Origin of the sequence: Pseudoclavibacter sp. Z016, assembly GCF_002931215.1 — a bacterium.
Lineage (GTDB): Bacteria > Actinomycetota > Actinomycetes > Actinomycetales > Microbacteriaceae > Pseudoclavibacter.
In genome coordinates this window covers 38,540-65,297 of record NZ_PSTU01000015.1, presented here as the reverse complement: position 1 = coordinate 65,297, position 26,758 = coordinate 38,540, and the positions used below count along the sequence as shown (strand labels likewise).

Genomic DNA, 26,758 nt, shown 5'->3' with positions numbered 1-26,758 from the left:
GCCGAATTGCCGTCCACTCCGCGTCCCCAGCGACGCGCATCCACCACGCTAGCGGATGCGCAATGCGAGACGCCTCGTCGTTCCGGAGAATCGATGCTCGGTAAGCTCCTCGCCCGCTATCTCAGGAAGTACTGGCCGCTCCTCGCGGGCGTGCTGGTCTTCCAATTCCTTCAAGCGCTAGCGTCGCTGTACCTGCCGCGACTCAACGCCGACATCATCGACAAGGGCGTCGCCAACGCCGACACCGACTACATCTGGTCGACGGGCGCCGTCATGCTCGCGATCTCGCTCGGGCAGATCACGTGCTCGATCATCGCGACCGTCTTCGCCGCGCGCGCCGCCATGGCGCTCGGCCGTGACATCCGCGCCGACGTCTTCGCGCGAGTGAGCGGCTTCTCCGAGCGCGAGGTCTCGCGCTTCGGGGCGGGCTCGCTCATCACGCGCAACACGAACGACGTGCAGCAGGTGCAGATGCTCGCCATGATGGGCTCCACCATGCTCGTCTCGGCTCCCATGCTCGCGATCGGCGGCATCATCATGGCCCTGCAGCAGGATGTGGGCCTCTCCTGGATCATCGGCGTCGCGGCCCCCGTGCTGCTCCTGCTGGTCGGCATCATCATCAGCCGGATGGTGCCGCTGTTCCGCCAGTTCCAGGTGAAGCTCGACAACATCAACCGGATCCTGCGCGAGCAGCTCACCGGTGTGCGCGTCGTGCGCGCGTTCGTGCGCGAGCCGATCGAGGAGCAGCGGTTCGAGGTCGCGAACAACGACCTCTTCCTCCTCGGCAAGCGAGTCGGCGATCTCTTCGTCACGCTCTTCCCGCTCGCGATGCTCGTGCTGAACATCACCGTCGTCGGCGTCATCTGGTTCGGCGGAATCCAGGTCGACCAGGGCACGGTCGAGATCGGGACGCTCTTCGCGTTCATGGCCTACGTCATGCAGATCCTGATGGGCGTGCTCATGGCGAGCTTCATGACGATCATGATCCCGCGCGCGGCCGTCAGCGCCGACCGCATCTCCGAGGTGCTCGACACCGAGTCGACGCTCATCATGCCGGCCGACCCCGTCTCCGACTTCCCGGAGCCGGGCGTCATCGAGTTCGACGACGTCGAGTTCACGTACCCGGGTGCAGAGGAGCCGGTGCTCACGGGCATCTCCTTCCGCGCCGCCCCCGGTGAGACGGTCGCCGTCGTCGGCTCCACGGGAGCGGGCAAGACGACGCTCGTCTCGCTCATCCCTCGTCTCTTCGACGCGACGGGCGGTTCCGTGCGCGTCAACGGCGTCGACGTCCGCGAGGCCGACGCCGAGCTGCTGTGGGACGGCATCGGCCTGGTCCCGCAGCGTCCGTTCCTCTTCACCGGAACGATCGCCTCGAACCTGCGCTACGGCCGTGAGGCCGCGACCGACGACGACCTCTGGAAGGCCCTCGAGATCGCGCAGGCCACGGCCTTCGTGCAGGAGAAGGACAAGCAGCTCGAAGCGCGCATCGCGCAGGGCGGCACGAACGTCTCCGGCGGGCAGCGCCAGCGGCTCGCCATCGCGCGCGCGATTGTGCACGAACCGCAGGTGTTCGTCTTCGACGACTCCTTCTCCGCGCTCGACCTCACGACCGACGCCAGGCTGCGGCGGGCGCTGTGGGAGCAGCTGCCCGGCGTGACCAAGATCGTGGTCGCGCAGCGCATCTCGACGATCGTCGACGCCGACCGCATCGTCGTCCTCGACGACGGCCGCATGGTCGGTCTCGGAACGCACGACGAGCTGCTCGAGAGCTGCACGACGTACAAGGAGATCGTGGATTCCCAGCTCGCAGTGGAGGCGCAGTCATGAGCCGTGACGCAGACAACCAGAACCAGGACGCCAAGGGCGCCCGTCGGGGCAAGCGCAGGCCGAAGGAGGTCGTCGAGAAGGTCCTGACCGAGGACGAGCAGCTCGAGCTGGAGCTCGCCGAGCAGGCGAGGCAGTCGTCCGGCGACTGGGACAGCGTCGCTCCCGGCAAGGCGAAGAACTTCGGGCAGAGCTTCGGCAGGCTGCTCGGCAGGCTCCGGCCCTACCGCGCCGCGCTCATCATCGTGTCGTTCCTCGGCGCCGTCGGCGTCGTGCTCTCCGTCATCGCGCCACGAGTGCTCGGGCAGGCGACCAACCTCATCTTCGAGGGCGTCGTCTCCAGCCAGCTGCCGGCGGGCGCCTCCAAGGACCAGGTCGTCGCGGGGCTCCGCGACTCCGGCCAGACGCAGTTCGCCGACATGGTCGCCGCCATGGACATCACGCCTGGCGAGGGGGTCGACTTCGAGCGCCTCGGCATGGTGCTCCTGTCGGTGCTCGCGCTCTACGTGTTCTCGGCGCTGCTCATGTGGCTGCAGGGGTACGTCATCAACATCATCATGATGAAGGCGATGTACAAGCTGCGCGAGGACGTCGAGCGCAAGATCAACGCGCTGCCGTTGAGCTACTTCGACCGCGTGCAGCGCGGCGAGCTGCTGAGCCGCGTCACGAACGACATCGACAACATCACGCAGACGATGCAGCAGTCGCTGTCGCAGGTCGTCACGAGCGTTCTGACGGTCGTCGGAGTGCTCGTGATGATGTTCTCCATCTCCTGGCAGCTCGCGCTCGTCGCGCTCGTCACCCTGCCGCTCATGGGCGTCATCTTCGGCGTCATCGGACCGAAGTCGCAGCGGAACTTCGCCGAGCAGTGGAAGAAGACGGGACGCCTCAACGCGCGCGTCGAGGAGTCGTTCTCCGGTCACGCCCTCGTTCGCGTGTTCGGCCGCGAGAAGGATGCACGCGAGCAGTTCCAGGTCGACAACGAGCAGCTCTTCCAGGCGGCCTTCAAGGCCCAGTTCTGGGCGGGCGTCATGATGCCGGCGATGATGTTCATCGGAAACCTGTCCTACGTGGGCATCGCGGTGCTCGGTGGCCTCATGGTCGCGGGCGGCAACCTGCGCCTCGGCGACGTGCAGGCGTTCATCCAGTACTCGCAGCAGTTCACGCAGCCGCTCGCCGAGCTCGGCGGGATGGCTGCCGTGCTGCAGTCGGGTACGGCCTCGGCCGAGCGCGTGTTCGAGCTGCTCGACGAGGACGAGCAGGAGCCCGACGCGAGCGACGCGCCCAAGCCGGCGAACGGTGCGGGCGAGATCGTCTTCGACGACGTCACCTTCTCGTACACGCCGGAGCAGAAGCTCATCGAGAACCTCAACTTCTCGGTCGAACCAGGCCAGACGGTCGCGATCGTCGGGCCGACCGGTGCCGGCAAGTCGACCCTCGTGAACCTCATCATGCGCTTCTACGAGCTCGACGGCGGGCGCATCCTGCTCGACGGGCAGGACATCGCCGAGCTCAGGCGCGAGGACGTCCGCAGTCGAACCGGCATGGTGCTGCAGGATCCGTGGCTGTTCGCGGGGTCCATCCGCGAGAACATCCGCTACGGGCGTCAGGACGCGACCGACGAGGAGGTGCTCGCCGCTGCGACCGCCTGCTACGTCGACCGCTTCGTGCACTCACTGCCTGAGGGGTACGACACGGTGCTCGACGAGGACGCGTCGAACGTCTCCGCCGGCGAGCGCCAGCTCATCACCATCGCGCGCGCCTTCGTCTCCGACCCGCAGGTCCTCATCCTGGACGAGGCCACGAGCTCGGTCGACACGCGCACGGAGCTGCTCCTGCAGCAGGCGATGGCGGCGCTTCGCCAGGGCCGCACGAGCTTCGTCATCGCGCACCGTCTCTCGACGATCCGCGACGCCGACCTGATCCTCGTCATGGAGCACGGCTCCATCGTCGAGCAGGGGACGCACGATGAGCTCGTGAAGCAGGGCGGCGCGTACGCGAGGCTGTACAACTCGCAGTTCGAGCAGGCCGTCAGCGACCTGGATGCCGAGCAGAGTCAGCTCACGTCCTAGGTCCGGGCCCCTGATCGGGCGCATCTCGTGATCCGGCTCGGCCGGGTGCATCCGCTGCTGTGCGGAGGCACCGGGCCGTTTCCGTTGTGTCCCGAGCAATCGCGCGCCGGCCGCGTGCGGTCTCGAGGTGGCTTCCTCGCTTCCGGATGGGTTCTTTCCCATCCCGAAGCGAGGAAGCCATCCGGAGAACACAGAGGGGTCGGCAGGGTGGTGGGGCCGACGAGGGTGGCCAAGGCCCGGGCGCGGGACGGCATCCCAGGCGGGGGAACCGGCGCGGACCCTACGCGAGCATCTCGTAGACGCCGGAGCCGATGAAGATCAACGCGATCACGACGAGGCCGATCCAGAAGAACTTGCGTGTGCGCGTGACGGGTTTGCTCATGGGGGAAGCCTACGCGGCGGACCAGCCTCCGTCGGAGGGGAGGATGACGCCGTTGATGTTGACGCCGTCGTCGCTGAGCAGGAACGTGATGGAGGCGGCGAGCGCGGTTCCCGTGGTCGGCGTCGGCAGCAGCGCCATCGCCCGACGGACGCGCTGCCCGCCGAGCTCGGAGTCGAAGCGGGCCTCGATGTTGGTGGCGACGGGTCCCGGGGCGACGGCGTTGATGCGGAGTCCACTCGGGCCGTACATGAACGCACTCGACTTGGTGAGCCCGGCGACGGCGTGCTTCGACGCGGTGTAGGCGGCGCCTGCGGCCGACCCGCGGAGTGCGGCCTCGGAGGCGACGTTGACGATCGCGCCCGTTCCGACGGCGAGCATCGCGGGCACGACGGCGCGCATGAGCTTCATCGTGCCGGTCACATTGACGGCGAAGACGCGGTTCCAGACCTCATCGCTGACCTCGCCGACCGGTGTCATGTTGTCCATGATGCCGGCGATGTTCGCGAGGCCGTCGATGCGGGAGCCGGCCGCCTCGAGGATCCGAGCGACGCCGGCGTCGTCGGTGATGTCGGCGGTGAGGGTGACGATGTCGGCGCCGTCGTGCTCGCTGACGAGCGCGGCGAGGCGCTCTGCGGAGACGTCGACGGCAATGACGCGCCCGCCTTCGCGCGCGATGCGCGACGCGGTCGCCTTGCCGATGCCGGAGCCGGCGCCCGTGACGATGACGGTCTTGCCGTCGAAGCGGCCGCCCGTGGTGGCTTCGACCCAGGCCGCCGCCCGCGGCGCGCGAGGGGCGTCGTGGTCGACGGCGGGGCCGAACTCGCCGGGCTGTGCTGGGGCGACCTCGCCGCTGTTCGCTCGCGCGATCATCGCATCCACCATCTCCTGGGGGAACTTTCCCTGGCTCAGCTCGACGAGCTGCGCCAGGGGGAGGCCCGCGACGGGGGTGAGGGAGGAGGCGTCCTGGCCGCCCTGGGCGAGGATCTCGCGGATGACGACGCCTCCCGTCGGGTCGGTGAGCCATTCGCCGATCGTGGTGTCGCCGGTGAGGGGGTGTGCGCTCGAGGTCATGGTGGTGCCAGCTTTCTGCTCGGTCCGCCGAGCCCGCGCTCGCGGCGAGCGTGGGCTGGGGTGGCGACAGTGTCGGATCGAACGAACCGGACAACACTGTCCGGATTATGCTATCCCGGTGTCGACTCCAGCGAAAGCCAACCGAGGGCCAAGTGCTGGCCCCGAGAACCGACGTGCCCTCATCGCGGCCGCGCGGGAGGTCTTCGGCGAGGGGGGAGTGGATGCCCCGCTCAGCGCCGTCGCCAAGCGCGCTGGTGTCGGCCAGGGCAGCCTCTACCGGCATTTCCCGGATCGGGCGTCGCTTGCGCTCGCGGTGTTCGGCGACGCCATCGTCGAGCTCGAAGACCTCGCAGCCTCGCCCGAGGCTGATCTGGCAGGGCTGCTCGAGCTCATCGCCCGGCAGATGCTCGTGTCGGTCGGACTCATCCAGCTCACCCTGACCGACACCGCCGACGCGCAGGGGGCGAGTGTTCGAGACCGGATGCTCGCGGTGCTCGGCGACGTTCTCGAGCGCGAATGGGCGAGCGGTCGGGTCGACCGGGAGATCAGCGCGGACGACCTGCTCCTGCTGCTCTCGATGCTCGCCGGCGTTCTGCCGCGCACGCCCTTCGTCGAGCGCGAGGCCGTCGTTCGGCGCGCGCTCGAGCTGTTCTGGCGGTCGTTCGCCTCCTGAGGGCTCAGCTGCCCTCGGTGAGCTGACGCAGCACTCGGCGGATGCCCTGGAACCCGATGACGAGCCCCTGCAGCTCCTCGTCGCTCAGGTGTGCGGCGAACTCGTCGGTGTCAGTCCGGAGTCCGAGGAAGCGCTCGTGGAGCCGGATGGCCTTGCGGGTCGCCGTGAGGTGGCGGATGCGGCGGTCGGGCTTCCCCTCCGTGCGGGTCACGAGCCCGTGCTCGACGAGCTTGTCGATGCTGGCGGATGCGGTCGGCACCGCGACGCCGAGGTGTTCGGCGGCCTGCGAGACGGTCGTGACCGTGCCGGTGGTCACGAGGAAGACGGTCTTCAGCTGCTGGGCGGTGATGTCGAGCTCGAGGAACGGGGCCATGTGCCTCGCGGCGAGGCCCCTGGTGAGTTCGTTCCTGACGTCATTCAGCTGGGTGAGGAGTGCTTCGCGCGATTCGCCCTGCTCCATGTGAACCCTCTGAGATCGTCGAGCTTCTCACTAATAGTGAGGATATGACTAAGTATAGTTCGAGGTGGGCACCAGAGCGGATGCCGGGACAGGGACGGAGTCGACCATGACCGATCAGATCTGGTGCATCGCAGGTGGCGAGGATGGAGCAGACCGGCGGCTCGCCGACGCCCTGCTCCGTGGCGGCAGCACGGTCGCGATCGTGGGCCGCGACGTCGCGCCGTTCGCGCTGCTCGTCGACGACTACGCCGACGCGGTCATGCCCGTCGAGCTCACGGCGACGACCTCCGAGGCGCTGGCCGAGGTGCGCGAGAGCATCGAGCTGAACCTCGGCGAGGTCACGCACTTCGGGGTGCTGCTCGGCGAGATCGGCGAGGGGAGTGCCGAACAGGTCGCGGGTCGCCTCCTCCACAAGCTCGACGGCGCGGCCGCGCGCAACCGGGCCGGTCGCGGCGACGGCGAGCCTGCAGACCGCTGGCCAGTCGGGGCGCAGCTGGTGCTCGTCCGCGGCGCGGTCGGCAGCTCGAATCAGGTGTCGATCGAGGATCGGGGCGCTCAGAACTCCGACATCGAGGCGCGCATCCGGCTCGCTGGAGCGCAGTCGGCGCGGCCCATGCCCACCGTGCGGGTTCGCGAGCTTGACGATCTCCTCCACGACGCATCCGCTGACGCGGTCCGCTGACGCGACGCGGGGACGCCTGGTCGCGCTCAGCCGCCGAAACCGGTCGCCCCGCAGAAGCCAGCTACACCTCGCTGGGCGCGGGCGCCTTCGTCACCGCCTCGAGGATCGGCGTGCCGACCTCGCCGCTGCCGAGCCCGACCGCCTCGACCGACGCGAACGACCCCGCGTTCAGCACGATGACGGGCGTGATGAGCGAGAAGCCCGCGGCCTCCACGATGTCGCGGTCGAACTCGACGAGCACCGTGTCCGGCGTGACCTTGTCGCCTGCCTTCACCTTGACGTCGAAGCCCTTGCCATCGAGCTCGACCGTGTCGATGCCGACGTGGATGAGCACCTCGAGCCCGTTGTCGAGCTGCAGGCCGAACGCGTGCCCGGTCGCCTGGGCGACGGCGACCGTGCCCGTTCCCGGAGCGTAGACGACGGCGCCGCTCGGCCTGATGGCGGCGCCCGGGCCCATGATGCCCTGGCTGAAGACGGCGTCGGGGACCTCCGACAGCGGGACGATCTCGCCCTCCAGCGGGGACAGGACCTCGACGGTGCGGGGAGCCGACTCGCCCTCGCGGGCGGCGGAGGCGGCGATCACGTCCTCCGTGCTCTCTCCCTTCTTCGCCGTCTCCAGGTCGGCGACCGGAACCCGGGCCGCCTCGAATGCTGCCTGCTGCTCGGGGCTGCGGTAGCCGGAGAAGATGACGAGGAACATCGAGACGAGGAACGCCGCACCGACCGCGCCTGCGTAGAGCGGGATGTTGTCGAACGCCGGGATGGTGAGCAGTGACGTGAAGACGAACGCGCTCGTCTTCACGCCGCCGCCGATGCCGATGATGACCCCGCCGACGAGACAGCCCACGAGCATCCGCCCGTAGATGCGCTTGAAGCGCAGGTGGATGCCGTACAGCGACGGCTCTGAGATACCGCCGAGCAGGCCGGCCGCGAGGGCGCCCGTCGAGGTCTGGCGCATCTGCGTGTCCTTCTCGCGGATGGAGAGGTACAGCACGCCGGCGGTCGCACCGAAGCACGCGAAGTTCCATGCGCCCATCGGCCCCTGGATGTAGTCGTAGCCGAGCGTCTGGATGTTGAGCAGCATGATCGCGTTGATCGGCCAGTGCAGGCCGAGCGGCACCATGAAGGGGTAGGCGAGCGGGATCACGATGGCGAAGATGAGCGGCGAGAAGTCGTTGATGCCGCGGAGCAGGTTGGCGAGGCCGGCGCCCGTGTAGACGCCGATGGGGCCGATGAGGAACGCCGTGAGCGGGATCATGATCAGCATGCTCAGGAAGGGCACGAAGATGAGGTGCAGGTCTTCGGGGATGAGCTTCTTGAGGCCCTTGTACAGGGGGCCGAGCAGCGCGGCCATCAGCAGCGGCGGGAACACCTGCGAGCTGTAGTCGAAGACCGTGAGCGGGAGGCCGAAGATCGGCACGACGGAGACCTCGGAGCCGAAGACCTCGATGGGGTCGATGCCGTCGGCGAGCTTCGTGAAGCCGGGCAGCATGACGACGCCCATGATGGCGAAGCCGATCCACGGGTCGGCCCCCACGCGCTTGGACGCGTTGTACGCGATGTACAGGGGCAGGAAGACGAAGACCGCCTGCCAGCAGAGGTTGAGGAAGCGCCACGACGGCGGGAGGTCGGTGCGCGGGTCGGCCCAGTTGGGGATGACGCCGAGCGTGCTCATGAGCGCCATGAACGTGATGAAGAGGGACGCACCCAGCAAGGCGCCGAGGATCGGCCGGAACGAGTCGGACAGGAACTCGAAGACGCTGTCGAGCCATGCGAACTTGCCGCGCGGCCCCTTCGCGCGGGCCGCGGCCTTGATCGAGGCCGCGTCTTCCGGGTCGGCGGGGGAGCCACCGCCCGCCATCGAGGGGAGCGCCTGGATGTCGTTGTAGACGTTCTGCACGCCACCGCCGATGACAACCTGGTAGCGCTCGCCCGATTGCGGGACGACCCCCATGACGCCGGGGATCGCCTCGACGGCGGCCTGGTCGATACCGGATGCGTCGTGCAGCTGGAAGCGCAGCCGTGTCGCGCAGTGGGTGAGGTTCTCGATGTTCCCCGCGCCGCCGAGCTGGCTGACGATCTGGGCTGCTGGCCCCGAGTCTCCTGACGAATGTGCGGGCATGGTCGGACCTCCCTCGCGAGGCGTCCTCGTTGACGCCTGGATCGCGACGTTACGCCCGACCGTCGGCATTCACCAGATGCGAGCTGGCACCGTGTTCAATTCGTAGCCGGGCGCCGCTTCTGGCCTGCTGCTGAGGCCGCAGAGGGGCGCATCAGGCGCGGTTCCACAGCTCGGGCCACCCCACTCCGAAGCCGCGCACGAGTCGGCGCAGGGCGGGAAGCGAGAGTCCCACGACCGTCGACGGGTCGCCTTCGATGCGGTCGATGAAGGGAGCCCCGAGCGAGTCGATCGTGAACGCGCCGGCGACGTGCAGGGGCTCACCCGAGGCGACGTAGGCGTCGATCTCGACGTCGTCGAGATCGTCGGCGAAGGTCACGCTGGCGCTCGCGGTGCTGCCGACGCCGTCTCCGGAAGCATCCGAGCCATCACGGCGGTCGACGAGCCAGTGCCCAGACCACAGCGTGCCCGTCTGGCCCCGCTGCGCGAGCCAGCGCTCGCGCGCGACGTGCGGCTCGTGGGGCTTGCCGAGCATCCGGCCGCCGATCTCGAACATCGAGTCGCCCCCGAGGACGAGGCCGTCGAGCGGCTCCCCGGTTCGCGGGTCAGGCGCATCCGCGACCGCGAGTGCCTTGGCCCGAGCGAGCAGCTGCACGTACTCGCTCGGTTCGAGAGGACCCTCGGCGAGACGCGCCTCGATCACGGCGTCCTCGTCGACGCTCGACGGGATGACGACGGGCTCGATGCCCGCCTGGCGCAGCAGCATGAGGCGGGCGGGCGACGTCGAGGCGAGGTACAGGCGCATGAGGCGAGGGTACCGGGACGGTGCCCTCGCTGCGCGGAGCAGGCCTTCCGGGGCGGTGGGGCCGCTACGGTCAGGGCGCGGTCAGCCAACGCGCGACCTCCTGCCAGAGTGCGCCAAGGCCGTTTGCATACGATCTCTCGCATGCTCATCAGGCTCCACAGTTCGGCCCAGCGCCCAGATTCCGAAGGGGAGGGCGTCGGGTGACCCGCATCGAGTCGAGGTACCGCGCGCCGAAGCAGACCAGGTTCTCCCGCTCGTCTGTGGTGTGGGATGCGCCGGGCGTCGAAGCCGCCTCGGCCCCCTCCGCACTCGCGTGGGTCGCCGAGGCGAGCGGTGACGTCGAGGCGGCGAGCGTCGTCGAGGACGCGGTCGGCGCGATCACCGCGAACTCGCGCATCTCCGCGCCGGTCTCGGCCGAGCAGGGCGAGGGCGGGGGCCCACACCTCGAGTACCTGCTCGAGACCGACCCGGTCCTGCGGACGCGGCTCGTCTCGCTGCGCCGCCCGAAGACCGGTGAGCACCTCACCGTCACCTCCAACGGCCGCGGCGACTGGCGCGTCGGCGACCGCCCAGCCCCCGAGCTCAGCGGTGCGCTCGACGTGGACATCCGGGCGACTCCCCTCACCAACACGCTGCCCATGCGCAGGCTGGGACTCGAGGTCGGCGAAGAACGCGAGATCGAGGTCGCCTACATCGACACGGAGACGTTCGCCGTGTTCCTGGACCGTCAGCGGTACCGCCGCCTGAGCCGCACCCGCTACCTCTTCCAGGCGGCCGACGGCTCGTTCGAACGCGAGATCGCGACCGACGAGCAGAGCTTCGTGCTCAGCTACCCCGGCCTCTTCACGCGGCTCTGAGCCGAGGCCGCCAGGCTCGGTGGGCGCGCACGGCTAGGCTCGAGCGCATGACCCACGACGGCACGACCCCAGACCTTTCAGCGGAGATCACTCCAGGAGACGTGATCGAGCTCGAGGTCGGCGACATCGCGCACGGCGGCATCTTCGTCGCCCGTCACCAGGGCAGAGTCGTGTTCGTCGCGGATGCCGTGCCCGGCGAGCTCGTACAGGCTCGGGTGACCGAGGTGCGGAAGTCCTTCGCGCGTGCCGTCGCCACCGACGTGCTCCGCGCATCCGACGACCGCCAGGCGCACGTGTGGCAGGAAGCCGGGATCGAGCGGACGCCGGAGGAACGCGCCGGGGGAGCCGAGCTCGGACACATCCGCCTGGCCCGACAGCGTGAGCTGAAGGCCCAGGTCCTGCGAGAATCCATGGCGCGCTTCGCTGGCCACGACTGGCAGGGTGTCGTCGAGCCCCTTCTCGGCGACGACGAGAACGGCGGAACGCGCTGGCGCACCCGCGTCACGCTCCACGTCGACAAGGAAGGGCGCGTCGGCCCGTACGCCGCACGCTCGCACCGCGTCATCGAGACCGAGACCCTGCCGCTCGCGCACGGCGACATCGAGGAGCTCGCTCCGCTCGGTCAACGCCTCGCCGGTTCCGGCCGCATCGAGCTCGTGGCACCCGCGGAGCTCGACACCCGCATGCGGACCATCCTCGACGGCGCCCACGGACGCAAGCCGGCCGTGGTCACCGAGGTCGTCAACGGGCGCGAGTACCGGGTCGACGAGGACGGGTTCTGGCAGGTGCACAGGCTCGCCGCCGAGACGCTCTCGAACGCCGTCGCCGACGCCCTCGATCCCACCCTCGTCGACGCCGAGGCCGTCAACCTCGACCTGTACGGCGGAGTCGGCCTGCTCGCGGCGGCGTTCGCGCAGGAAGCCGGACCAGGGGCCTTCATCGAGACCGTCGAGTCGAACGCGGCTGCAACCGGCCACGCCACCGCGAACCTCGCGGAGTGGCGCGGCGCGAGCGCCGTCACGGCACGCGTCGACCAGTACCTCGCGAATCTCGAGCGCGACGCGACGCACCTTGACCGCGATGGGATCCGCCGCGGAAGCGTCATCCTCGACCCGCCGCGCTCCGGCGCCGGCAAGGACGTCATCGACCGTCTCGCGGGCTTCGGGCCGGCTCAGCTCGTCTACGTCGCCTGCGACCCGGTCGCGCTCGCCCGCGACACCGGTCTCCTCCTCGGCCACGGCTACACGCTCGACTGGATGCGCGCCTACGACCTCTTCCCGAACACGCACCACTTCGAGACGGTCGCCCGCTTCGTGCGCGCCTGACCGGAACGACCGCCTCGGACGCGACGAACGCCGGGCACTCGCAGGAGCGAGGGGCCCGGCGTTCGTCGCACGGTCTCCGTCGAGCAGAGAGACCAGGGCGTCCTAGCGAGCGGCGCCGGCGAGGCTGCCCGTCGTCTGCGCAGCATCGTCGATGATGATGCACTGGATGAGACGGTCATCGGCGCCATCCCAGCTCTGCTGGGTGGGAGTGAGGTAGCTGAAGTTCAGCGAGCTCTCCTCGTAGGAAAGCCCGACGAAGGTCGCGAACTGCGCCGTGCAGTCGGTGTCCGCCTGCGCGCTGATGGCTTCGTCTCCGGGGTACTCGCCCGCGGCCATCTCGACCTCGAAGTACACCTCGTAGTCGTGTGGGTCGGAGCACGGCACGACCGGGATCTCGCTGACCGTGGTGCTGCCGGCGTCGTTGAAGCAGTCACCCACGGCGAGCTTGAAGACGTCGAGGTCACCCGACTCGGTGACCTCCTGTGTCTCGCCGTCGCGGACCTCGCTCTCGCCGCCGGACATCTCGCCCTCGACCGATTCCGCGATCTCCTGGGCAGCGGAGCAGCCGGTGAGGCCGAACCCGAGGAGCACGAGGGCTCCGATCGCGAACGCTGATGTGACGCTGGTCTTCGCCATGATCTCTCCTGGAAGTTCGGTGGTTTTCGCTCACTGTAGCGACAAAGTGGGCGATTCAGGACCGCTTCTCGAGCAGCAGCGCGACGGCGCGCTCCTTGCGATCGACTGGGCAGTCTGCGAAATACGCTGAGCTGGCGATGAGCGCCTGCGTGTAGCACTCAGCATGCCCCTCGACCGCGCGGACCGCGTTGCCGTCCCAGCCGGAGAACTGCCCGTAGCCCTCCTCCTCCAGCACGCGGACCATCTCATCCGGGTTCGGGAAGACGTAGGCCTGCTGCGCGTGGCCCAGCTCGTGGATCAGGACCGACGCGCCCGCATCGGTGATCGTCGGGAACAGCGTCGCATCGTCCGCCCGCAGATGGATGCTGGCGGTCGGCGGCTCGGCCGGGCAACCGCCGCCCTCGCACCAGGACTGCTTCGTGCAGGCCTGCGCGTCCTCAGGGCAGGCCGTCTGGCCGTCGGCAGCCCAGGTCGCAGGAACACCGGATGCCGCGATGAAGGCGTCGATGCCAGCCTCTCCCTCTGGCCACGGGCCGATGGGGGCCGTGACGAGTGGCGGGTAGCTCAGCGAGGCGCTCTGCGCATCCTCCGGCGGGACGACGACCGGCTCGAAACGGCTCTGCGTGCCGAAGATGTTGACCTCGAACCACTCGCGGACGCCGTCAGCGCTCCACGGCTCTGCCGCAGGCGCGCCACCCTCGTCGTTCGAGGGCACACCAGCGGGGGTCGCGAACACCAGCGCCACTGCAAGCAGGGCGATGAGGGCGAACATGAACCCGCCAGAGGATCGCTCGGTTCGCATGCGGCTGCGATCAGCTCCGGTAGGAGCCGCCGAACGGATCGCTCGCGGAGCCGCCGCCGCGCATGCTGCGCTGCGAGAGCTGCCACGCCGTGCGGCGCTTGACGATGTCGCGGGGCCGGTCGAGGTCCTGTGCTGACTCGATCATCGAGGCGAGCACAAGCGTGGCCGCCGCGAGCTCGTCCTCGGTGGGGTTGCCGCTGACGGTGCGCACGATGTGCTCGAGGCCGACGTGCGAGGGGATCTGCTCCTGGCTCACAGTGGGATGTTCCCGTGCTTCTTGGGGGGCAGCGATGCGCGCTTCGTGCGCAGCGTGCGCAGCGCCTTCGCGACGATGACTCGGGTCGACGCGGGTTCGATGACCGAGTCGAGCTCGCCGCGCTCGGCAGCCAGGAAGGGAGACGCGACGTTGTACGTGTACTCGTTCGCGAGGCGCGTGCGCACCGCGGCGACGTCCTCGCCCGCCTCCTCGGCGCGCTTGATCTCGCCGCGGTACAGGATGTTCACGGCACCCTGGCCGCCCATGACGGCGATCTCGGCGGTCGGCCACGCGAAGTTCAGGTCGGCGCCGAGCTGCTTCGAGCCCATGACGATGTACGCGCCGCCGTACGCCTTGCGCAGGATGACGGTCACGAGCGGCACTGTGGCCTCCGCGTACGCGTACAGCAGCTTCGCGCCGCGGCGGATGACCCCGGACCACTCCTGGTCGGTGCCGGGCAGGTAGCCAGGCACGTCCACGAGCGTGAGGATCGGGATCGAGAACGCGTCGCAGAAGCGCACGAAGCGGGACGCCTTCTCGCCGGCCTCGATGTTCAACGTGCCCGCCATCGCGCTCGGCTGGTTCGCGACGATGCCGACGGAGGTGCCGTCGACGCGCGCGAAGCCGATGATGATGTTGGGGGCGAAGAGCGGCTGGACCTCGAGGAAGTCGCCGTCGTCGACGATGAGCTCGATGACCTGCTTCACGTCGTACGGCTGGTTCGGGGAGTCGGGGATGACCGTGTTGAGCTTCTTGTCGAGATCCGTGATCTCGAGCTCCGTCTCGATGTCGTAGCTCGGCAGCTCGGCCTGGTTGTTGTCCGGCAGGAACGAGAGGAGCTGGCGCGCGTAGTCGAGGGCATCGTCCTCATCCGCGGCCAGGTAGTGGGAGACGCCAGAGGTGCGGTTGTGCGCGAGCGCGCCGCCGAGCTCCTCGAAGCCCACCTCCTCGCCGGTGACCGTCTTGATGACGTCAGGTCCCGTCACGAACATGTGGCTCGTCTTGTCGACCATGATGACGAAGTCGGTGAGCGCAGGGGAGTACACGGCGCCGCCGGCTGCGGGGCCCATGACGATGGAGATCTGCGGGATCACACCGGAGGCCTGCGTGTTGCGCCGGAAGATCTCGCCGTACTTCCCGAGCGCGACGACACCCTCCTGGATGCGCGCGCCGCCCGAGTCGAGCATGCCGATGATCGGCACCCCCACCTTCATGGCGTGGTCCATGATCTTGATGATCTTCTCGCCCGCGACCTCGCCGAGCGAGCCGCCGAACGTCGTGAAGTCCTGCGAGTAGACGGCGACACCGCGGCCGTGGATCGTGCCCGTTCCCGTGATGACCGCGTCGCCGTACGGGCGGCGGGCATCCATGCCGAACGCCGTCGTCCGGTGCCGGACGTACTCGTCGAGCTCCACGAAGGAGCCCGGGTCGAGCAGCTCGAGGATGCGCTCCCGTGCGGTCTTCTTGCCCTTCGCGTGCTGCTTCTTCGCAGAGACCTCCTCCGCCTGCGTCACTGCTTCCGCATGGCGGGCCCTAAGGTCGGCGATCTTGTCAGCCGTGCTCGTAGGGGTCGGACCGGACGCTGAGGAGTCAAGTGGTGCGGAGTTCACCCGCGTCACTTTACCGGGCGGCGGCTCATATTCGGCCGCACGGGTTAGCCTGATTCCCCGGTGAAGTGCAAGAGAGACGCACGACGCACGACATTTGAGAGGTTGGCGGCATGACTCAGGGGACTGGCGCACCGAACGGGGCCGCGCCCAGGGCAGGCGCCGAGGTCGTACCGCTGGCACCGGATGCCCAGGCGCAGCAGTGCCTGCTGCCGTCGAGCGCGCCCATGGCGCCGTACGACGCGAGCATCCGAGGCGAGGCGAGCGCCGCGCCCGAACTCTCCCGACGGAGCCTCTGGGGCAGGTGGGCGCTCGGCGTCGCGGCGCTCTCCCTCGTCCTCGCGTTCATCCCGGTTCCCGTGCTCAACATCGCGCTCGCGCTCTCCATCGCGGCCGTCGCCTTCGTGCTCGCGATCGTCGCGCTCTGGCAGAAGCGTCGCTCGAAGGTGCTCGCGATCATCGCCCTCGTCACCCTCTTCGTCGCCGTCCTCGCCTCGGTCGTGATGACCTTCGTGTACCTGTCGTTCATCGGCTCGGCGATCGCGGGCGCCCAGTGAGCACCCCTGCCATCACCCAGCTCCTCCTCGGAGGGCGAGCCGCTGGCACCGAGCTGCGCCTCATCTCCGTCCCGGAGGCGACCTCGACCAACGACGTGCTCGCCGACATCTGGGAGCGCACCGGGGGAGAGGCCAGCCAGAACCCGGCCCTCAGCACCCTCGTCACCTACGCCCAGACCGCCGGCGTCGGCCGCCACGGCCGTGAATGGATCTCCCCGCGCGGAAAATGCCTCGCAGCCTCGACCCTCGTGCGCCTCGCCGACGACGAGGCAGCCCCCCGCATCCTGGGCTGGCTGCCCCTCATCGCGGGACTCGCACTCCGCAGTGCCATCCTCGAGCTGTCGCCACCGGCCCCCGGCTTCCGACCGGACGAGCACTCCGGTCGCGTCGAGATCAAGTGGCCGAACGATGTCCAGATCGACGGACGCAAGGTCGCCGGCATCCTGGGGCGTGTCCTCGGAACGCGCGACGGTGAGCTGTCCTGCGTCGTCGGCACCGGCGTCAACATCACCCTGCAGGCCGAAGAGCTGCCCACACCTCACGCCACCTCGCTCGCGCTGGCGGGAATGCTCCCGCCGCACCCGGCGGAGCTCCTCCCCGCGTACCTCTCCGAGTTCGTGGCGAGGCTCGAAGCGCTGCGCGAGACTCGCGGCGATGCCATCGCGAGCGGAGCCCACGGCGAGCTGAGCGACGTCTGCTCGACCCTCCGCGCCCGCGTCGCAGCCACGCTGCCGTCCGGCGAGATCCTGCACGGCTTCGCGACCGAGCTCACGCCGGAAGGGCACCTCGTGATCAGAGGCGATGACGGCGAGACCAGGTCCGTCGCGGCCGGGGACGTCGAGCGGGTCCGCCCAGAGAACGGGGCCTGATGCGCGGCCGTCCACCGCATCCGAGCGAGCAGTCCTGGGACCAGATCTTCGGCGCTCCGGACGCGCAGCAATCCGGCGCGCAGCAGTACGGCGCACCGCCGCAGGGTGCGCAGCATCCCGTCAACCACGCGCCTCGACAGCAGGCGGCACCGCCGCACCACGAGTACGCGCAGGTCCAGCAGCGAGCCGCGCCAGACCGGCACCAGTTCCACTCCGGACAGCAGTACGGTCAGCAGTTCCCCGCTCAGCAGGAGAGCCCCCAGCAGCGGCACTACGAGCCGCTCGGCATGCGGCTGCCGGAGCGGACGATCATGCGAGTGCGCAGGCACGGACGCCGTCTGCTGCTGCCCTCGATCGTCCTTATCATCGGCTTCGCGGCCGCCGGCTACAACCTCGGTGCCCTGCAGGAGACGACGATCGGGGCCCGCCACGCGTGGCTGCTCATCTCGCTCGCCGCGATCGTCCTCCTCGGCATCGTGCCCATCGTGGTCTGGCTCCAGGCACGCAACAGGATCACCACGCACCGCATCGTGCTCTCGCAGGGCACCCTGACGAGCGAGACCCGCGAGATCTACATGAACGCGATCGTCGACGTCACGGTCCGGCGCAACCTCTGGCAGGCGATGTTCCGCTCGGGGACGATCGTCATCACCTCGGTCTCCGGCCACCGCCTCAGACTCATCGACGTGCCGAGCGCCAACACCGTTGCCGCGTGCATCCGGGAGCTCAGCGGGCCGTAGCCGCCCGAGCGCCGGGACCCGTCGCTCCTCCCCGACACGGGCTCGCCGAGGGCCGCAGACGCGAAGAGCCGCGGGCAGGAGTGCCCGCGGCTCTTGGCAGCCCGCCGATCGCTCGGCAGACGAGGTTAGCTGGCCTCTACTGCGGTGCCGTCCTTCTGCTGCATCTCCGCGACGCGCTTGGGGGAGAACACCCAGAAGCGGTACAGGATGAACCGGAAGATCGCGCCGAGGCCGATTCCGACGAGGTTCGCGATGTTGTAGGCGATCCACGAGTGGTTGTCGAGCACGGCATTCGTGAACCAGATCGGGAGCAGGCCGATGCCGAGCCCCACGAGGCTCACGCCGAAGAACTCGATCGCCTCCCGGAAGTTGTCCTGGCGCTTGTGCTGGCGGAACGTCCAGATGCGGTTGCCGATCCAATTCGTCACGATCGCCGCGCACGTCGAGATGACCTTCGCCCACAGCGCGCCATGCGCGACCTCGGTGGGGTTGAGCACCGTCAGCATGAGGACGTTGAACAGGCCGGTGTCGACGACGAAGCCGACCCCGCCGACGAGGCCGAAGTTGATGAGCTGCGCCATCATGCCCTTCGACGCCGCGATGCGTCGGAACACGTTGACGATGCGGCCCCAGAGGCTCCGCGAGGTCCGCTGCGCAGGCAGATCGAACTCGGCAGTCTCCGCGGCGACGAAGCCGACGAAATCCTCAGGCTCAGAGTGATGCGGCTCTGCGTGCTTGCGGGAGCGATTGGTCAAGCGCTCGACCTCCATCGTGGGGCACTTGCGTGGATGATGCCGCCGCAAGCAGGATAAACTGTTGGGGAGTTGTGACCCTCGTCGGAGTATAGACACGTCAGAGCAAAAGGCACGTCACTGCCACTGCAACGCAGGCGGGGAGAACTCCCCGGCCGTCGAATTCGATGCGAGCGCACAGACTCCCTCACGGCAGGACTGCCAGCAGCACTCTCGAACGGAGCGAACCATGGGTCAGGTCGTCGGCGTCATCGGAGCCGGGCAGCTCGCACGAATGATGCTCCCACCCGCCATCGAGCTCGACGTCGACCTGCGGGTCTTCGCGGCAGGCCGCGGCGAGAGCGCAGACCGCGCCGTCACCGCCGTCGGCGACATGCACGTCCTCGCTGAGGTGCTCGACTTCGCGCGCGGAGTGGATGTGGTCACCTTCGACCACGAGCACGTTCCGCAGGACGTGCTCAGGGGCCTCGTCGACGCTGGCGTCGCCGTGCGCCCAGGGCCGCACGCGCTGCAGTACGCCCAGGACAAGCTCCTCATGCGCCGCCGCCTCGCGGAGCTCGGCATCCCGATTCCCAACTGGGCCGAAGTGCGCGACGAGGCGGAGCTGCAGGCCTTCATCGACGCCAACGGCGGCGTCGCCGTGCTCAAGACGCCACGAGGCGGCTACGACGGCAAGGGCGTCCGCATCGTCCGCGCCGGCGCCGACGGCGCCGACTGGTTCGCTGCGGGGGAGCCTCTGCTCGTCGAGGAACGCGTCGACTTCCGCCGCGAGCTCGCGCAGCTCGTCGCTCGTCGCCCCTCCGGTGAGATCGCCCTCTGGCCGATCGTCGAGACCGTGCAGCGCGACGGCGTCTGCGCCGAGGTGCTCGCCCCCGCCCCCGGCGCCGAAGGAGCGGACGACCGTCTCGGCTACGTCGCCGCCACCATCGCCCAGTCGGTCGCCCTCGGGCTCGACGTCACCGGCGTGCTGGCCGTCGAGCTCTTCGAGACCACCGATCAGCGCATCCTCGTCAACGAGCTCGCGATGCGCCCGCACAACTCAGGGCACTGGACCATCGACGGCTCCACCACGAGCCAGTTCGAGCAGCACCTCCGCGCCGTCCTCGACCTCCCCCTCGGCGACACCGGCATGACGGCACCCCACGCCGTCATGGTCAACGTGCTCGGCGGCCCGCAGGAGGGCAGCTACGGCGACCGGTACGAGAAGGCCATGCACGAGCATCCCGACGCGAAGATCCACAGCTACGGCAAGTCCGCGCGCCCCGGGCGGAAGGTGGGGCACGTGACCGTCGCCGGGCCAGAGCTCGACGAGGTCGCCTACCGGGCCAGGGCTGCGGCAGCCGCGTTCGACGACGACGCCGCATCCTGACGCGAGGCCGTGAGGCTGCGCTCGGCCTGAGGCGAGCCGTCACCGGCCAGCCTCAGCGGAGCCGCGCGCACCCGCGTCTACGCTTGCACGCATGAGCGACCACCCCACCGCATCGTCCGCGCCCGCAGACGACACCCCGCAGCAGGCTCCCCTCGTCGGCATCATCATGGGAAGCGACAGCGACTGGCGTGTCATGCACGAAGCTCGCGACGTGCTCGCCGAGTTCGGCATCCCCACCGAGGTCGAGGTCGTCTCCGCCCACCGCACCCCCGAGAAGCTCGTCAGCTACAGCCGCGGAGCGAGCGAACGCGGCATCCGCGTCATCATCGCCGGAGCGGGAGGCGCGGCCCACCTCCCCGGCATGGTCGCCTCGCTCACGACGCTCCCCGTCGTCGGCGTGCCGGTCCCGCTCAAGTACCTCGACGGCATGGACTCCCTGCTCTCGATCGTGCAGATGCCTGCAGGCATCCCCGTCGCGACGGTCTCCATCGGCGGAGCCAAGAACGCCGGAATCCTCGCCGCCCGCATCCTCGGCACAGCTGACGAAGCGCTGGCAGCCAGACTCGCCGACTACAGTGACGGACTGCGCGACGCCGTAGAAGCCAAGAACGACGCCCTCAAGCAGTCGCTCTAGCCCACCCCCTCGGCCGCCGTCGCCGCCCCTTGCTCCTCGACCGCAGGACCACATGACACTCACCCTCCCGCTCCGGTACCCGGACGCCAGCTCGCCGCAGCTCATGACCAGGCGCGCCTGGTGGCTGCTCCTCGCGAACTTCTTCCTCCCGGGAACCGCGCAGATCCTCGCCGGGAATCGGAAGTTCGGGCGCTTCATGCTCTCGATCTGGCTCGGCGGCATCGCGGCCGTGCTCGTGGTCCTGCTCATGGCGCTCGTGCTGCGCGGGCCACTGCTGTTCGTGTTCTCCACCACGCTCGGCATCACCGCGGTGCACCTCGTGCTCATGCTCTACGTGGCCATGTGGGTCGTGAGCGGACTGGATGCGCTCCGCCTCGTGCGCATCATCAAGCTCGAGCAGGTCGCTCGGCCGCTCATCGCCATCGTCGGCGTCGTCCTCGTCACCGTGCCGCTCGTCTTCGCCGCCGTCACGTCGCAGGTCGCGAACCAGGGGAAGTCCGCCATCGAGGGGCTCTTCGGCGGCGCGTCGAACGGCCTGCAGCTGCCGGCCGACGGCCAGATCAACATCATGATGCTCGGCGGCGACCGCGGCGCCGACCGCGAGGGCCTCCGCCCCGACTCGATCAGTGTCATGAGCTTCAACGCCTTCACTGGCAAGCTCACCACGATCGGCCTCCCGCGGGCGATGGAGAGCTTCCCCTTCTCCGAGGGGCACATGCACGACCTGTACCCGGACCTCTACGAGGGCTGCGCGGTCGACGTCTGCTACCTCAACTCCGTCTACACCGAGGCGACGATCGCCGAGGACGGCGGCTACGCCGACGCCGCCGAGCATGGCTCGGAGCCCGGCATCGAGGCGATGCGGGACGCGGTCGAGGGCATCACGGGGCTGAGCATCCAGTACTACGTGCTCGTCGACATGGCCGGCTTCACGGAGCTCATCGACGCCCTCGGAGGCGTCGACATCAACGTCACCGAGCGCGTGGGCATCGGCATCAACAACGACGGGTCACCAGGCTGGGCGCCCGCCACCGAGTTCATCGAGGTCGGGCAGCAGCACATGGACGGCTCGACGGCCCTCTGGTACGCCCGCTCCCGCTACGAGACGACCGACTTCGCCCGCATGGAGCGCCAGCGGCAGCTCCAGGAGGCGATGGTGGCGACGATGACACCCACCAACCTGCTCGGCAAGATCGGGCCGGTGACGGATGCGCTCGAGAAGGTCGTGCAGACCGACATCCCGGAGGGCATGATCGGCTACGTGGGCGATCTTCTCCTGAAGTCGCGCAGCGGCAACAGCGTGCGACTCGACATCGTGCCGCCCAACTTCGACCAGGGCAACCCCGACATCCCCGCGATCCACGCCGCCGTCCAGGACGCGATCGCCTCGGATCCGCCCGAGGCGACGCCTCCACCCGAGGAGAACGCACCCACCGAGTAGCGCCGGCCTTCTCGGCCTTGTGCTCGTGCTTGCCTTCGCCGCGCTCTCGGGCTCGTGCTTGCCTTCGCCGCGCTCTCGGGCTCGTGCTTGCCTTCGCCGCGCTCTCGGGATGGCTTTCGCGCTTCCGGATGGTGTGCATTCCATCCCGAAGTGCGCGTCCCATCTGGAGTCCGTGGGTGTTCTGCGGGCGCCGTGTGGTTGTTTCGGGATGGCTTTGCGCTTCCGGTTGTTTCGGGATGGCTGTCGCGCTTGCGGATGGTGTGCATCCCATCCGGAAGCGCGAAGGCCATCTGGAGTCGACGCTGGGAACGACTCAACGGGATGCAGCGAGATCGATCGTGGTGCCCCTCGAGCGTGTGCCGCGACGGAGCGCCGCGCGCAGCTGCGACAAGAAGGCCGTCGGCGTCGCGAGATCCCGATTCGTGACCCGGATCACGACCCACCCGGCTTCCTGGAGGCGGTTGATCCTGCGCAGGTCGTTCATCGCCTGCTTCTTCTCCCAGTGGTACTCGCCGTCGTACTCGACGGCGACCTTCGCGTCTGGATAGGCAAGATCGACGCGCCCCACGAAGGTTCCCCTGCTGAGCACTCGGTGCCCCACGAGCGGTTCGTCGAACCCTGCATCGAGCAGCAAGAGCCGGGTGAGGGACTCCATAGGGGATTCGACGCCGGGGCGGATCACGGCGAGGGCGGCGCGCATCCGCGTTGCGCCTATCGTGCGCCCCCAGGAATCCGTGAGGGCTTGGAGCTCTGACAGCTCCGCGAGTGCGGGAACAGGAGCACGGGGATCCTCGGAGACCGATGGATCGAATGGGCGGTTGATCCCACGGTAGCTCCGGGAGGTCGTGACGAGAGCATCGCCAAGAGTGATCAGCTCTCTGGACGTCAGGACGCGTGCGGCGAGCGCCCAGGTGAGCGTCGGAGTCGCGAGGGAGACGCCGAACTCCTGCGTTCGCGTCCAGTTCGACAGCTGGATGCTCCTCGCCCGGATGCCCGATCCCCGTGGCTTGTTTCTGCCAGACGGGACGACGATGTGCACGGTCTTCTCGGAATCGAATCGCCGGGGAACCGGAAGGCCCCAGAAGCGGGCCGCGGTGAGGTCTCCCAGGGCGTGCCAGTCGCGCATCCTCGGCGCGAAGGCACGAGCGTAGTCGACTGGGGTTTCGACCGGATGCGTCGTGAACACGCCTCGGTGTGGCCGGCCATAATCGCCGCCGTACAGTTCGCGAGCACTGATGCCCTCGAGCTGAGCTTGACGTGTGGAGAAGGCACGGGCGGGGCTTTCGAAGAACTGCGATTCCATGTTCGCGAGAGTAGGGTCCCGTCGCGTTTCGCTTTCCGTCTCTCCACAGGCCGGGACCTCGGGGCGATGTCGCCCGACCGCTCCCTGCCGGCGGCGATCGCGTCGCGCGCGCGATCGCCGGTCGTCGCCGTTGCAGGCTCGGGATGGGTTTCACGCCCGCGGATGGCTTGCAAGCCATCCGCGGGCGTGAAACCCATCCCGAGACGTTGCTGTGCCGAGATGCTGGCGCGCGCGATCGCCGGTCGTCACCGCTGCAGACTCGGGATGGGTTTGACGCCTCCCGATGGCTTACAAGCCATCCGCGGGCGTGAAACCCATCCCGAGACGTTGTCATCCGGAGACGTTGCTGTGCCGAGGGGTGCTGGCGCGAGAGACCTACCGTGCCGAGGGAGCGGCGTCGCGCCTAGAGGTCTGCGTGGAAGTTCCAGACCTGGTCGGCGGCGATCTCCCACGAGAACATCCCGCCGCGGTCCTTGCCGGCGAGGCGGAGTCGTCGTTCGAGGTCGCTGTCGCCGAGCACTCCCGCGATGGCACCGGCGAGGCGCTCGGGGTAGCCGCTGTCGGCGAGTCCGTCGCCGCGTTCCACGACGAGGGTGGCGTCGAGGCCGACCTCGACGAGTGCTGGGTCGTCGGAGGTGATGACGGGGGTGCCAAACTTGAAGGCCTCGATGATGGGCAGTCCGAACCCGGCGCTGAGACTGGGCACGGCCAGGGCGCTGGCGCGCTGGAGGGCGACGGCGAGCTGCTCGTCGCTGATGACGCCGACGGAGACGACGCGCTCGCGGGCGACGCCGGAGGCGCTGACGAGGCCGTCGAGCGTGACCTCTCCGCGCTCTGTCGGACCGACGACGACAAGCGTGACGCCGGCGAGTTCCTTGTCGTCCAGCGCCTTGATGAGCTGGGCGAGGCCGTGGCGCTTGTGCAGCGATGCCAGGGTCAGCACGTACTCGTCCGGCAATCCGAGCGTGTCGGCGATCGCGTCCCCAGCTCCCTCGGACTCGGGGAGGCGGATGCTCGCAGCTGCGGCCGGGCTCATGACGCGCACGCGGTCACCGAAGTCGAAGTGCTCGATGACCTGGTCGGCGACGGCGTTCGTCGGCACGACGATGCCGCTGGCGTAGCGGAACGCACGACGCAGGAGCGCCTTGTGGTGCTTCACGGTGTGCGAGCTGATGAGCTCCGGATGGGTGAACGCGGTCATGTCGTGCCAGGTGACGACCGTCTGGTCGATGCCCTGGCTGAGCGAGATGTCGCGCATGGGCGCGAGGGGAGTGAAGCTGTGGATGAAGCCGCCGCCGACGGTGTTCGTCAGGAGCCCGCGTGACCAGGAGGACTCGAGGCGTTCCGGGCGCAGAGGGGCCTGGACGACGCTCGTCAGGCCGGGGACCCGCTCCTCGAGGAGCGCGACCTCGTCGCGGGTGCGCCGGGGAATGATCGCCTCGACGTCGCAGCCGCGGGGCGCACGCGTGATGAGCTGGCGTCCGAGCTCTTCGCTGTAGCGGCGGGTGCCGCCTGGACGCTCATCGGCGGCGCGGTCGAGGAGAACACGAAGGGTAACCATCAGGCTCTGAGGACTCCTTGCGCGGCAGCGTCCTCGAGCGCGTCGAGCCAGGGCCGCATGGGTGGAACTCCCGCGTTCGCCCAGGCGTCATGGCCGAGGACGGAGTACGCGGGGCGAGGGGCGGGACGGACGAACGCACTGCTGTCCGTCTCCTTGACGTTCTCGGGGTCGAAGCCCGCGAGGCGGAAGATCTCCTTCGCGAAGTCGTACCAGGAGGCGATGCCGGCGTTTGTCCCGTGGTAGGTGCCGGCAGGAGCGCCCGAGTCGACGAGCGCGACGATCTGCGCCGCGAGGTCCGCCGAGTACGTGGGCTGTCCGAGCTGGTCGGAGACGACGGAGACCTCGGGCTTGGTCGCCGCGAGGCGGGCCATCGTCTTCGCGAAGTTCGGGCCGTCTGCCCCGTAGAGCCAGGCCGTGCGCACGATGTAGGAGGCGTCCGGCAGTGCGTCCCGGACGGCCTTCTCTCCGGCGGCCTTGGTGCGACCGTAGGCGGAGATCGGGTCGTGTTCGGCGCCTTCCGCATACGGGGACGCGGCGTCGCCGCGGAAGACGTAGTCGGTGGAGACGTGCACGAGCCGCGCGCCGTGCTTCGCGGCGGCAGCCGCGAGCACACCGGGGCCCGTCGCGTTGACCGCGAAGGCAGTCGCCTCGTCGGTCTCCGCTCCGTCCACGTTCGTGTAGGCGGCGGCGTTGATGACGACGTCATGCCCCGCCACAGCGGCCTCGACCGCTGCGGGGTCGGTGATGTCGAGCGCGGCGCGATCCAGAGCCGTGACCTCGCGGCCCGCGAGGGCGCGCTGGAGGTCACGGCCGAGCATCCCGGATGCACCCGTGATCAGGAACCGTGCGGCAACCGCAGGTGCGGATGCCGTGGCGGGGACAGACGTCGAATCGGTCACAGGGCAGCGCGCTCCTTCAGCGGCTCCCACCAGGTGCGGTTGTCGCGGTACCACTGCACCACGTCAGCCAGGCCCTGCTCGAACGGAACCTTGGGCTCGTAACCCAGCTCGCGCTGGATCTTGGAAATGTCGACCGAGTAGCGCAGGTCGTGGCCGAGGCGGTCCTGCACGCGGTCCACGTAGGACCAGTCCTTGCCGGTCGCGTCGAGGAGGAGCTGCGTGAGCTCCTTGTTGGTGAGCTCGGTGCCGCCGCCGATGTTGTAGATCTCGCCGGCCTTTCCGCCGACGAGCACCATCGCGATACCGCGGCAGTGGTCGTCCACGTGCAGCCAGTCGCGGATGTTGTTGCCCTCGCCGTAGAGCGGAACGTGCTTGTCGTCGATGAGGTTCGTGACGAAGAGCGGGATGACCTTCTCGGGGAAGTGGTACGGGCCGTAGTTGTTCGAGCACCGCGTGATCGACACGTTCAGGCCGTGCGTGCGGTGGTACGAGCGCGCGATGAGGTCGGAGGACGCCTTGGATGCCGAGTAGGGCGAGTTGGGTTCGAGCGGGAACGTCTCGCTCCAGCTTCCCTCTTCGATGGAGCCGTAGACCTCGTCGGTGGAGACGTGCACGAAGCGGGGCAGCTCGTGGCGCAGGGCTGCGTCGAGCAGCTTCTGCGTGCCGACGACGTTGGTCTCGATGAACACTGAGGCGTCGCGCACGGAGCGGTCGACGTGCGACTCTGCGGCGAAGTGGACAACCGCATCCACCTTCGGGATCCACTCGTCGAGCACGACGTCGTCGGTGATGTCGCCCTCGACGAACGTGAACCGCTCGGAGTCGGAGACGGGTGCGAGATTCTCGAGGTTGCCGGAGTAGGTCAGCTTGTCCAGCACGACGACCTCGACACCCTCCAGACCCTCGTACTGGTCCTGCAGCGCGCGGCGCACGAAGTTCGAGCCGATGAAGCCGGCCCCGCCGGTCACGAGAAGTTTCATACCTGTCCTGTTCAATCGTCGGCCGGGCTGTGCCGATGGAAATTTGCCGATGGTTGTGCGGTTCGACTGGCGCAGTGCGACC

Annotated in this window: 24 protein-coding genes and 2 pseudogenes; 13 read left to right on the top strand and 13 right to left on the bottom strand. The window is 68.9% G+C overall.

The features are described from left to right. Nucleotides 1-93: 93 nt before the first annotated feature. Complete coding sequence (locus tag C5B99_RS13755) at nucleotides 94-1,827, top strand: ABC transporter ATP-binding protein (RefSeq protein ID WP_104243025.1); 1,734 nt, start codon at nucleotides 94-96, stop codon at nucleotides 1,825-1,827. Next, a complete protein-coding gene (locus C5B99_RS13750; protein ID WP_104243023.1) occupies nucleotides 1,824-3,896 on the top strand; it encodes an ABC transporter ATP-binding protein in 2,073 nt (690 codons plus the stop codon). The genes C5B99_RS13755 and C5B99_RS13750 overlap by 4 nt, the downstream gene beginning before the upstream one ends. Nucleotides 3,897-4,287: 391 nt before the next feature. On the opposite strand, the gene C5B99_RS13745 is transcribed toward C5B99_RS13750, so the two are convergent. Then, nucleotides 4,288-5,349, bottom strand: coding sequence for an SDR family NAD(P)-dependent oxidoreductase (locus tag C5B99_RS13745; protein ID WP_104243021.1), 1,062 nt, complete (start codon nucleotides 5,347-5,349; stop codon nucleotides 4,288-4,290). Between the two features lie 118 nt (nucleotides 5,350-5,467). On the opposite strand from C5B99_RS13745, the gene C5B99_RS13740 reads away from it, so the two are divergent. Then, nucleotides 5,468-6,022: a TetR/AcrR family transcriptional regulator gene (locus tag C5B99_RS13740; RefSeq protein ID WP_181058006.1), complete on the top strand. Its 555-nt coding sequence runs from the start codon at nucleotides 5,468-5,470 to the stop codon at nucleotides 6,020-6,022. A gap of 4 nt (nucleotides 6,023-6,026) precedes the next feature. Here C5B99_RS13740 and C5B99_RS13735 read toward each other — a convergent pair whose 3' ends face one another. Next, nucleotides 6,027-6,482 carry a MarR family winged helix-turn-helix transcriptional regulator gene (locus C5B99_RS13735; protein ID WP_104243019.1) on the bottom strand — a complete coding sequence of 152 codons (456 nt, stop codon included), beginning with the start codon at nucleotides 6,480-6,482 and terminating at the stop codon, nucleotides 6,027-6,029. A 106-nt stretch (nucleotides 6,483-6,588) separates the two neighbouring features. Between C5B99_RS13735 and C5B99_RS13730 the strand changes: the two genes are divergently transcribed. Beyond that, nucleotides 6,589-7,164: a hypothetical protein gene (locus tag C5B99_RS13730; protein WP_104243017.1), complete on the top strand. Its 576-nt coding sequence runs from the start codon at nucleotides 6,589-6,591 to the stop codon at nucleotides 7,162-7,164. Between the two features lie 61 nt (nucleotides 7,165-7,225). On the opposite strand, the gene C5B99_RS13725 is transcribed toward C5B99_RS13730, so the two are convergent. Further along, the gene (locus C5B99_RS13725; RefSeq protein ID WP_104243015.1) at nucleotides 7,226-9,286 is read right to left on the bottom strand and encodes a glucose PTS transporter subunit IIA; all 2,061 of its coding nucleotides are present in this window, start codon (nucleotides 9,284-9,286) and stop codon (nucleotides 7,226-7,228) included. 151 nt (nucleotides 9,287-9,437) lie between these two features. Then, entirely contained in the window at nucleotides 9,438-10,088 is a 651-nt protein-coding gene (locus tag C5B99_RS13720) for a nucleoside triphosphate pyrophosphatase (RefSeq protein WP_104243013.1), read from the bottom strand. A gap of 20 nt (nucleotides 10,089-10,108) precedes the next feature. Between C5B99_RS13720 and C5B99_RS13715 the strand changes: the two genes are divergently transcribed. From C5B99_RS13715 to C5B99_RS13710, 3 genes and pseudogenes are all read left to right on the top strand, one after another. Then, nucleotides 10,109-10,945, top strand: coding sequence for a putative glycolipid-binding domain-containing protein (locus C5B99_RS13715; RefSeq protein WP_146082012.1), 837 nt, complete (start codon nucleotides 10,109-10,111; stop codon nucleotides 10,943-10,945). Further along, nucleotides 10,933-11,007, top strand: a pseudogene (locus C5B99_RS19780) (hypothetical protein); the annotation flags it as partial. The gene C5B99_RS13715 and the pseudogene C5B99_RS19780, both read left to right, overlap by 13 nt. Beyond that, nucleotides 10,993-12,270, top strand: a complete 1,278-nt coding sequence (locus C5B99_RS13710) for a class I SAM-dependent RNA methyltransferase (protein ID WP_146081294.1) — start codon at nucleotides 10,993-10,995, stop codon at nucleotides 12,268-12,270. The pseudogene C5B99_RS19780 and the gene C5B99_RS13710, both read left to right, overlap by 15 nt. Before the next feature lie 102 nt (nucleotides 12,271-12,372). Here C5B99_RS13710 and C5B99_RS13705 read toward each other — a convergent pair whose 3' ends face one another. From C5B99_RS13705 to C5B99_RS13690, 4 genes are read right to left on the bottom strand one after another with little or no spacing between them, the layout of a single operon-like run. Further along, the gene (locus C5B99_RS13705; RefSeq protein ID WP_104243011.1) at nucleotides 12,373-12,906 is read right to left on the bottom strand and encodes a septum formation family protein; all 534 of its coding nucleotides are present in this window, start codon (nucleotides 12,904-12,906) and stop codon (nucleotides 12,373-12,375) included. 55 nt (nucleotides 12,907-12,961) lie between these two features. Beyond that, nucleotides 12,962-13,708, bottom strand: a complete 747-nt coding sequence (locus C5B99_RS13700) for a hypothetical protein (RefSeq protein WP_104243009.1) — start codon at nucleotides 13,706-13,708, stop codon at nucleotides 12,962-12,964. 10 nt (nucleotides 13,709-13,718) lie between these two features. Further along, complete coding sequence (locus C5B99_RS19055; RefSeq protein WP_181059498.1) at nucleotides 13,719-13,964, bottom strand: acyl-CoA carboxylase subunit epsilon; 246 nt, start codon at nucleotides 13,962-13,964, stop codon at nucleotides 13,719-13,721. Next, complete coding sequence (locus C5B99_RS13690; RefSeq protein ID WP_104243005.1) at nucleotides 13,961-15,574, bottom strand: acyl-CoA carboxylase subunit beta; 1,614 nt, start codon at nucleotides 15,572-15,574, stop codon at nucleotides 13,961-13,963. Before C5B99_RS13690 ends, C5B99_RS19055 begins: the two co-directional genes overlap by 4 nt. Before the next feature lie 110 nt (nucleotides 15,575-15,684). Here C5B99_RS13690 and C5B99_RS19360 point away from each other — a divergent pair, with 110 nt between their 5' ends. The 3 genes from C5B99_RS19360 to C5B99_RS13680 are packed head-to-tail and all read left to right on the top strand — an operon-like array spanning nucleotide 15,685 to nucleotide 17,737. Then, nucleotides 15,685-16,128, top strand: a complete 444-nt coding sequence (locus C5B99_RS19360) for a hypothetical protein (protein ID WP_181058000.1) — start codon at nucleotides 15,685-15,687, stop codon at nucleotides 16,126-16,128. Further along, nucleotides 16,125-16,997, top strand: a complete 873-nt coding sequence (locus C5B99_RS13685) for a biotin--[acetyl-CoA-carboxylase] ligase (protein WP_181062881.1) — start codon at nucleotides 16,125-16,127, stop codon at nucleotides 16,995-16,997. Before C5B99_RS19360 ends, C5B99_RS13685 begins: the two co-directional genes overlap by 4 nt. Continuing rightward, entirely contained in the window at nucleotides 16,997-17,737 is a 741-nt protein-coding gene (locus tag C5B99_RS13680; protein WP_104243001.1) for a PH domain-containing protein, read from the top strand. The genes C5B99_RS13685 and C5B99_RS13680 overlap by 1 nt, the downstream gene beginning before the upstream one ends. A 125-nt stretch (nucleotides 17,738-17,862) precedes the next feature. Here the strand turns inward: C5B99_RS13680 and C5B99_RS13675 are convergent, their stop codons facing one another. Next, nucleotides 17,863-18,492: a GtrA family protein gene (locus tag C5B99_RS13675; RefSeq protein WP_181065023.1), complete on the bottom strand. Its 630-nt coding sequence runs from the start codon at nucleotides 18,490-18,492 to the stop codon at nucleotides 17,863-17,865. A gap of 172 nt (nucleotides 18,493-18,664) precedes the next feature. On the opposite strand from C5B99_RS13675, the pseudogene C5B99_RS13670 reads away from it, so the two are divergent. The 3 genes and pseudogenes from C5B99_RS13670 to C5B99_RS13660 form a co-directional block, all read left to right on the top strand. Next, nucleotides 18,665-19,858 (top strand): annotated as a pseudogene (locus tag C5B99_RS13670) (5-(carboxyamino)imidazole ribonucleotide synthase); the annotation flags it as partial. Nucleotides 19,859-19,949: 91 nt separating this feature from the next. Beyond that, nucleotides 19,950-20,492: a 5-(carboxyamino)imidazole ribonucleotide mutase gene (purE, locus tag C5B99_RS13665; protein WP_104242995.1), complete on the top strand. Its 543-nt coding sequence runs from the start codon at nucleotides 19,950-19,952 to the stop codon at nucleotides 20,490-20,492. Between the two features lie 52 nt (nucleotides 20,493-20,544). Further along, nucleotides 20,545-21,933: an LCP family protein gene (locus C5B99_RS13660; protein ID WP_104242993.1), complete on the top strand. Its 1,389-nt coding sequence runs from the start codon at nucleotides 20,545-20,547 to the stop codon at nucleotides 21,931-21,933. 313 nt (nucleotides 21,934-22,246) lie between these two features. Here C5B99_RS13660 and C5B99_RS13655 read toward each other — a convergent pair whose 3' ends face one another. The 4 genes from C5B99_RS13655 to rfbB form a co-directional block, all read right to left on the bottom strand. After that, complete coding sequence (locus C5B99_RS13655) at nucleotides 22,247-23,236, bottom strand: DUF559 domain-containing protein (protein ID WP_104242991.1); 990 nt, start codon at nucleotides 23,234-23,236, stop codon at nucleotides 22,247-22,249. A gap of 403 nt (nucleotides 23,237-23,639) precedes the next feature. Next, nucleotides 23,640-24,797, bottom strand: coding sequence for a glycosyltransferase family 1 protein (locus C5B99_RS13650; protein ID WP_104242989.1), 1,158 nt, complete (start codon nucleotides 24,795-24,797; stop codon nucleotides 23,640-23,642). Beyond that, a complete protein-coding gene (gene rfbD, locus C5B99_RS13645) occupies nucleotides 24,797-25,696 on the bottom strand; it encodes a dTDP-4-dehydrorhamnose reductase (RefSeq protein WP_258063366.1) in 900 nt (299 codons plus the stop codon). Before rfbD ends, C5B99_RS13650 begins: the two co-directional genes overlap by 1 nt. Next, entirely contained in the window at nucleotides 25,693-26,676 is a 984-nt protein-coding gene (rfbB, locus tag C5B99_RS13640; protein ID WP_068484209.1) for a dTDP-glucose 4,6-dehydratase, read from the bottom strand. Before rfbB ends, rfbD begins: the two co-directional genes overlap by 4 nt. Nucleotides 26,677-26,758: the final 82 nt, after the last annotated feature.

Excerpts from the sequence above, each read along its gene's own strand:
- C5B99_RS13755 (WP_104243025.1), top strand. The coding sequence starts at position 94 with ATGCTCGGTAAGCTCCTCGCCCGCTATCTCAGGAAGTACTGGCCGCTC.
- C5B99_RS13750 (WP_104243023.1), top strand. The coding sequence starts at position 1,824 with ATGAGCCGTGACGCAGACAACCAGAACCAGGACGCCAAGGGCGCCCGT.
- C5B99_RS13745 (WP_104243021.1), bottom strand. The coding sequence starts at position 5,349 with ATGACCTCGAGCGCACACCCCCTCACCGGCGACACCACGATCGGCGAA.
- C5B99_RS13735 (WP_104243019.1), bottom strand. The coding sequence starts at position 6,482 with ATGGAGCAGGGCGAATCGCGCGAAGCACTCCTCACCCAGCTGAATGAC.
- C5B99_RS13730 (WP_104243017.1), top strand. The coding sequence starts at position 6,589 with ATGACCGATCAGATCTGGTGCATCGCAGGTGGCGAGGATGGAGCAGAC.
- C5B99_RS13725 (WP_104243015.1), bottom strand. The coding sequence starts at position 9,286 with ATGCCCGCACATTCGTCAGGAGACTCGGGGCCAGCAGCCCAGATCGTC.
- C5B99_RS13720 (WP_104243013.1), bottom strand. The coding sequence starts at position 10,088 with ATGCGCCTGTACCTCGCCTCGACGTCGCCCGCCCGCCTCATGCTGCTG.
- C5B99_RS13710 (WP_146081294.1), top strand. The coding sequence starts at position 10,993 with ATGACCCACGACGGCACGACCCCAGACCTTTCAGCGGAGATCACTCCA.
- C5B99_RS13705 (WP_104243011.1), bottom strand. The coding sequence starts at position 12,906 with ATGGCGAAGACCAGCGTCACATCAGCGTTCGCGATCGGAGCCCTCGTG.
- C5B99_RS13700 (WP_104243009.1), bottom strand. The coding sequence starts at position 13,708 with ATGCGAACCGAGCGATCCTCTGGCGGGTTCATGTTCGCCCTCATCGCC.
- C5B99_RS19360 (WP_181058000.1), top strand. The coding sequence starts at position 15,685 with ATGACTCAGGGGACTGGCGCACCGAACGGGGCCGCGCCCAGGGCAGGC.
- C5B99_RS13680 (WP_104243001.1), top strand. The coding sequence starts at position 16,997 with ATGCGCGGCCGTCCACCGCATCCGAGCGAGCAGTCCTGGGACCAGATC.
- purE (WP_104242995.1), top strand. The coding sequence starts at position 19,950 with ATGAGCGACCACCCCACCGCATCGTCCGCGCCCGCAGACGACACCCCG.
- C5B99_RS13660 (WP_104242993.1), top strand. The coding sequence starts at position 20,545 with ATGACACTCACCCTCCCGCTCCGGTACCCGGACGCCAGCTCGCCGCAG.
- C5B99_RS13655 (WP_104242991.1), bottom strand. The coding sequence starts at position 23,236 with ATGGAATCGCAGTTCTTCGAAAGCCCCGCCCGTGCCTTCTCCACACGT.
- C5B99_RS13650 (WP_104242989.1), bottom strand. The coding sequence starts at position 24,797 with ATGGTTACCCTTCGTGTTCTCCTCGACCGCGCCGCCGATGAGCGTCCA.
- rfbB (WP_068484209.1), bottom strand. The coding sequence starts at position 26,676 with ATGAAACTTCTCGTGACCGGCGGGGCCGGCTTCATCGGCTCGAACTTC.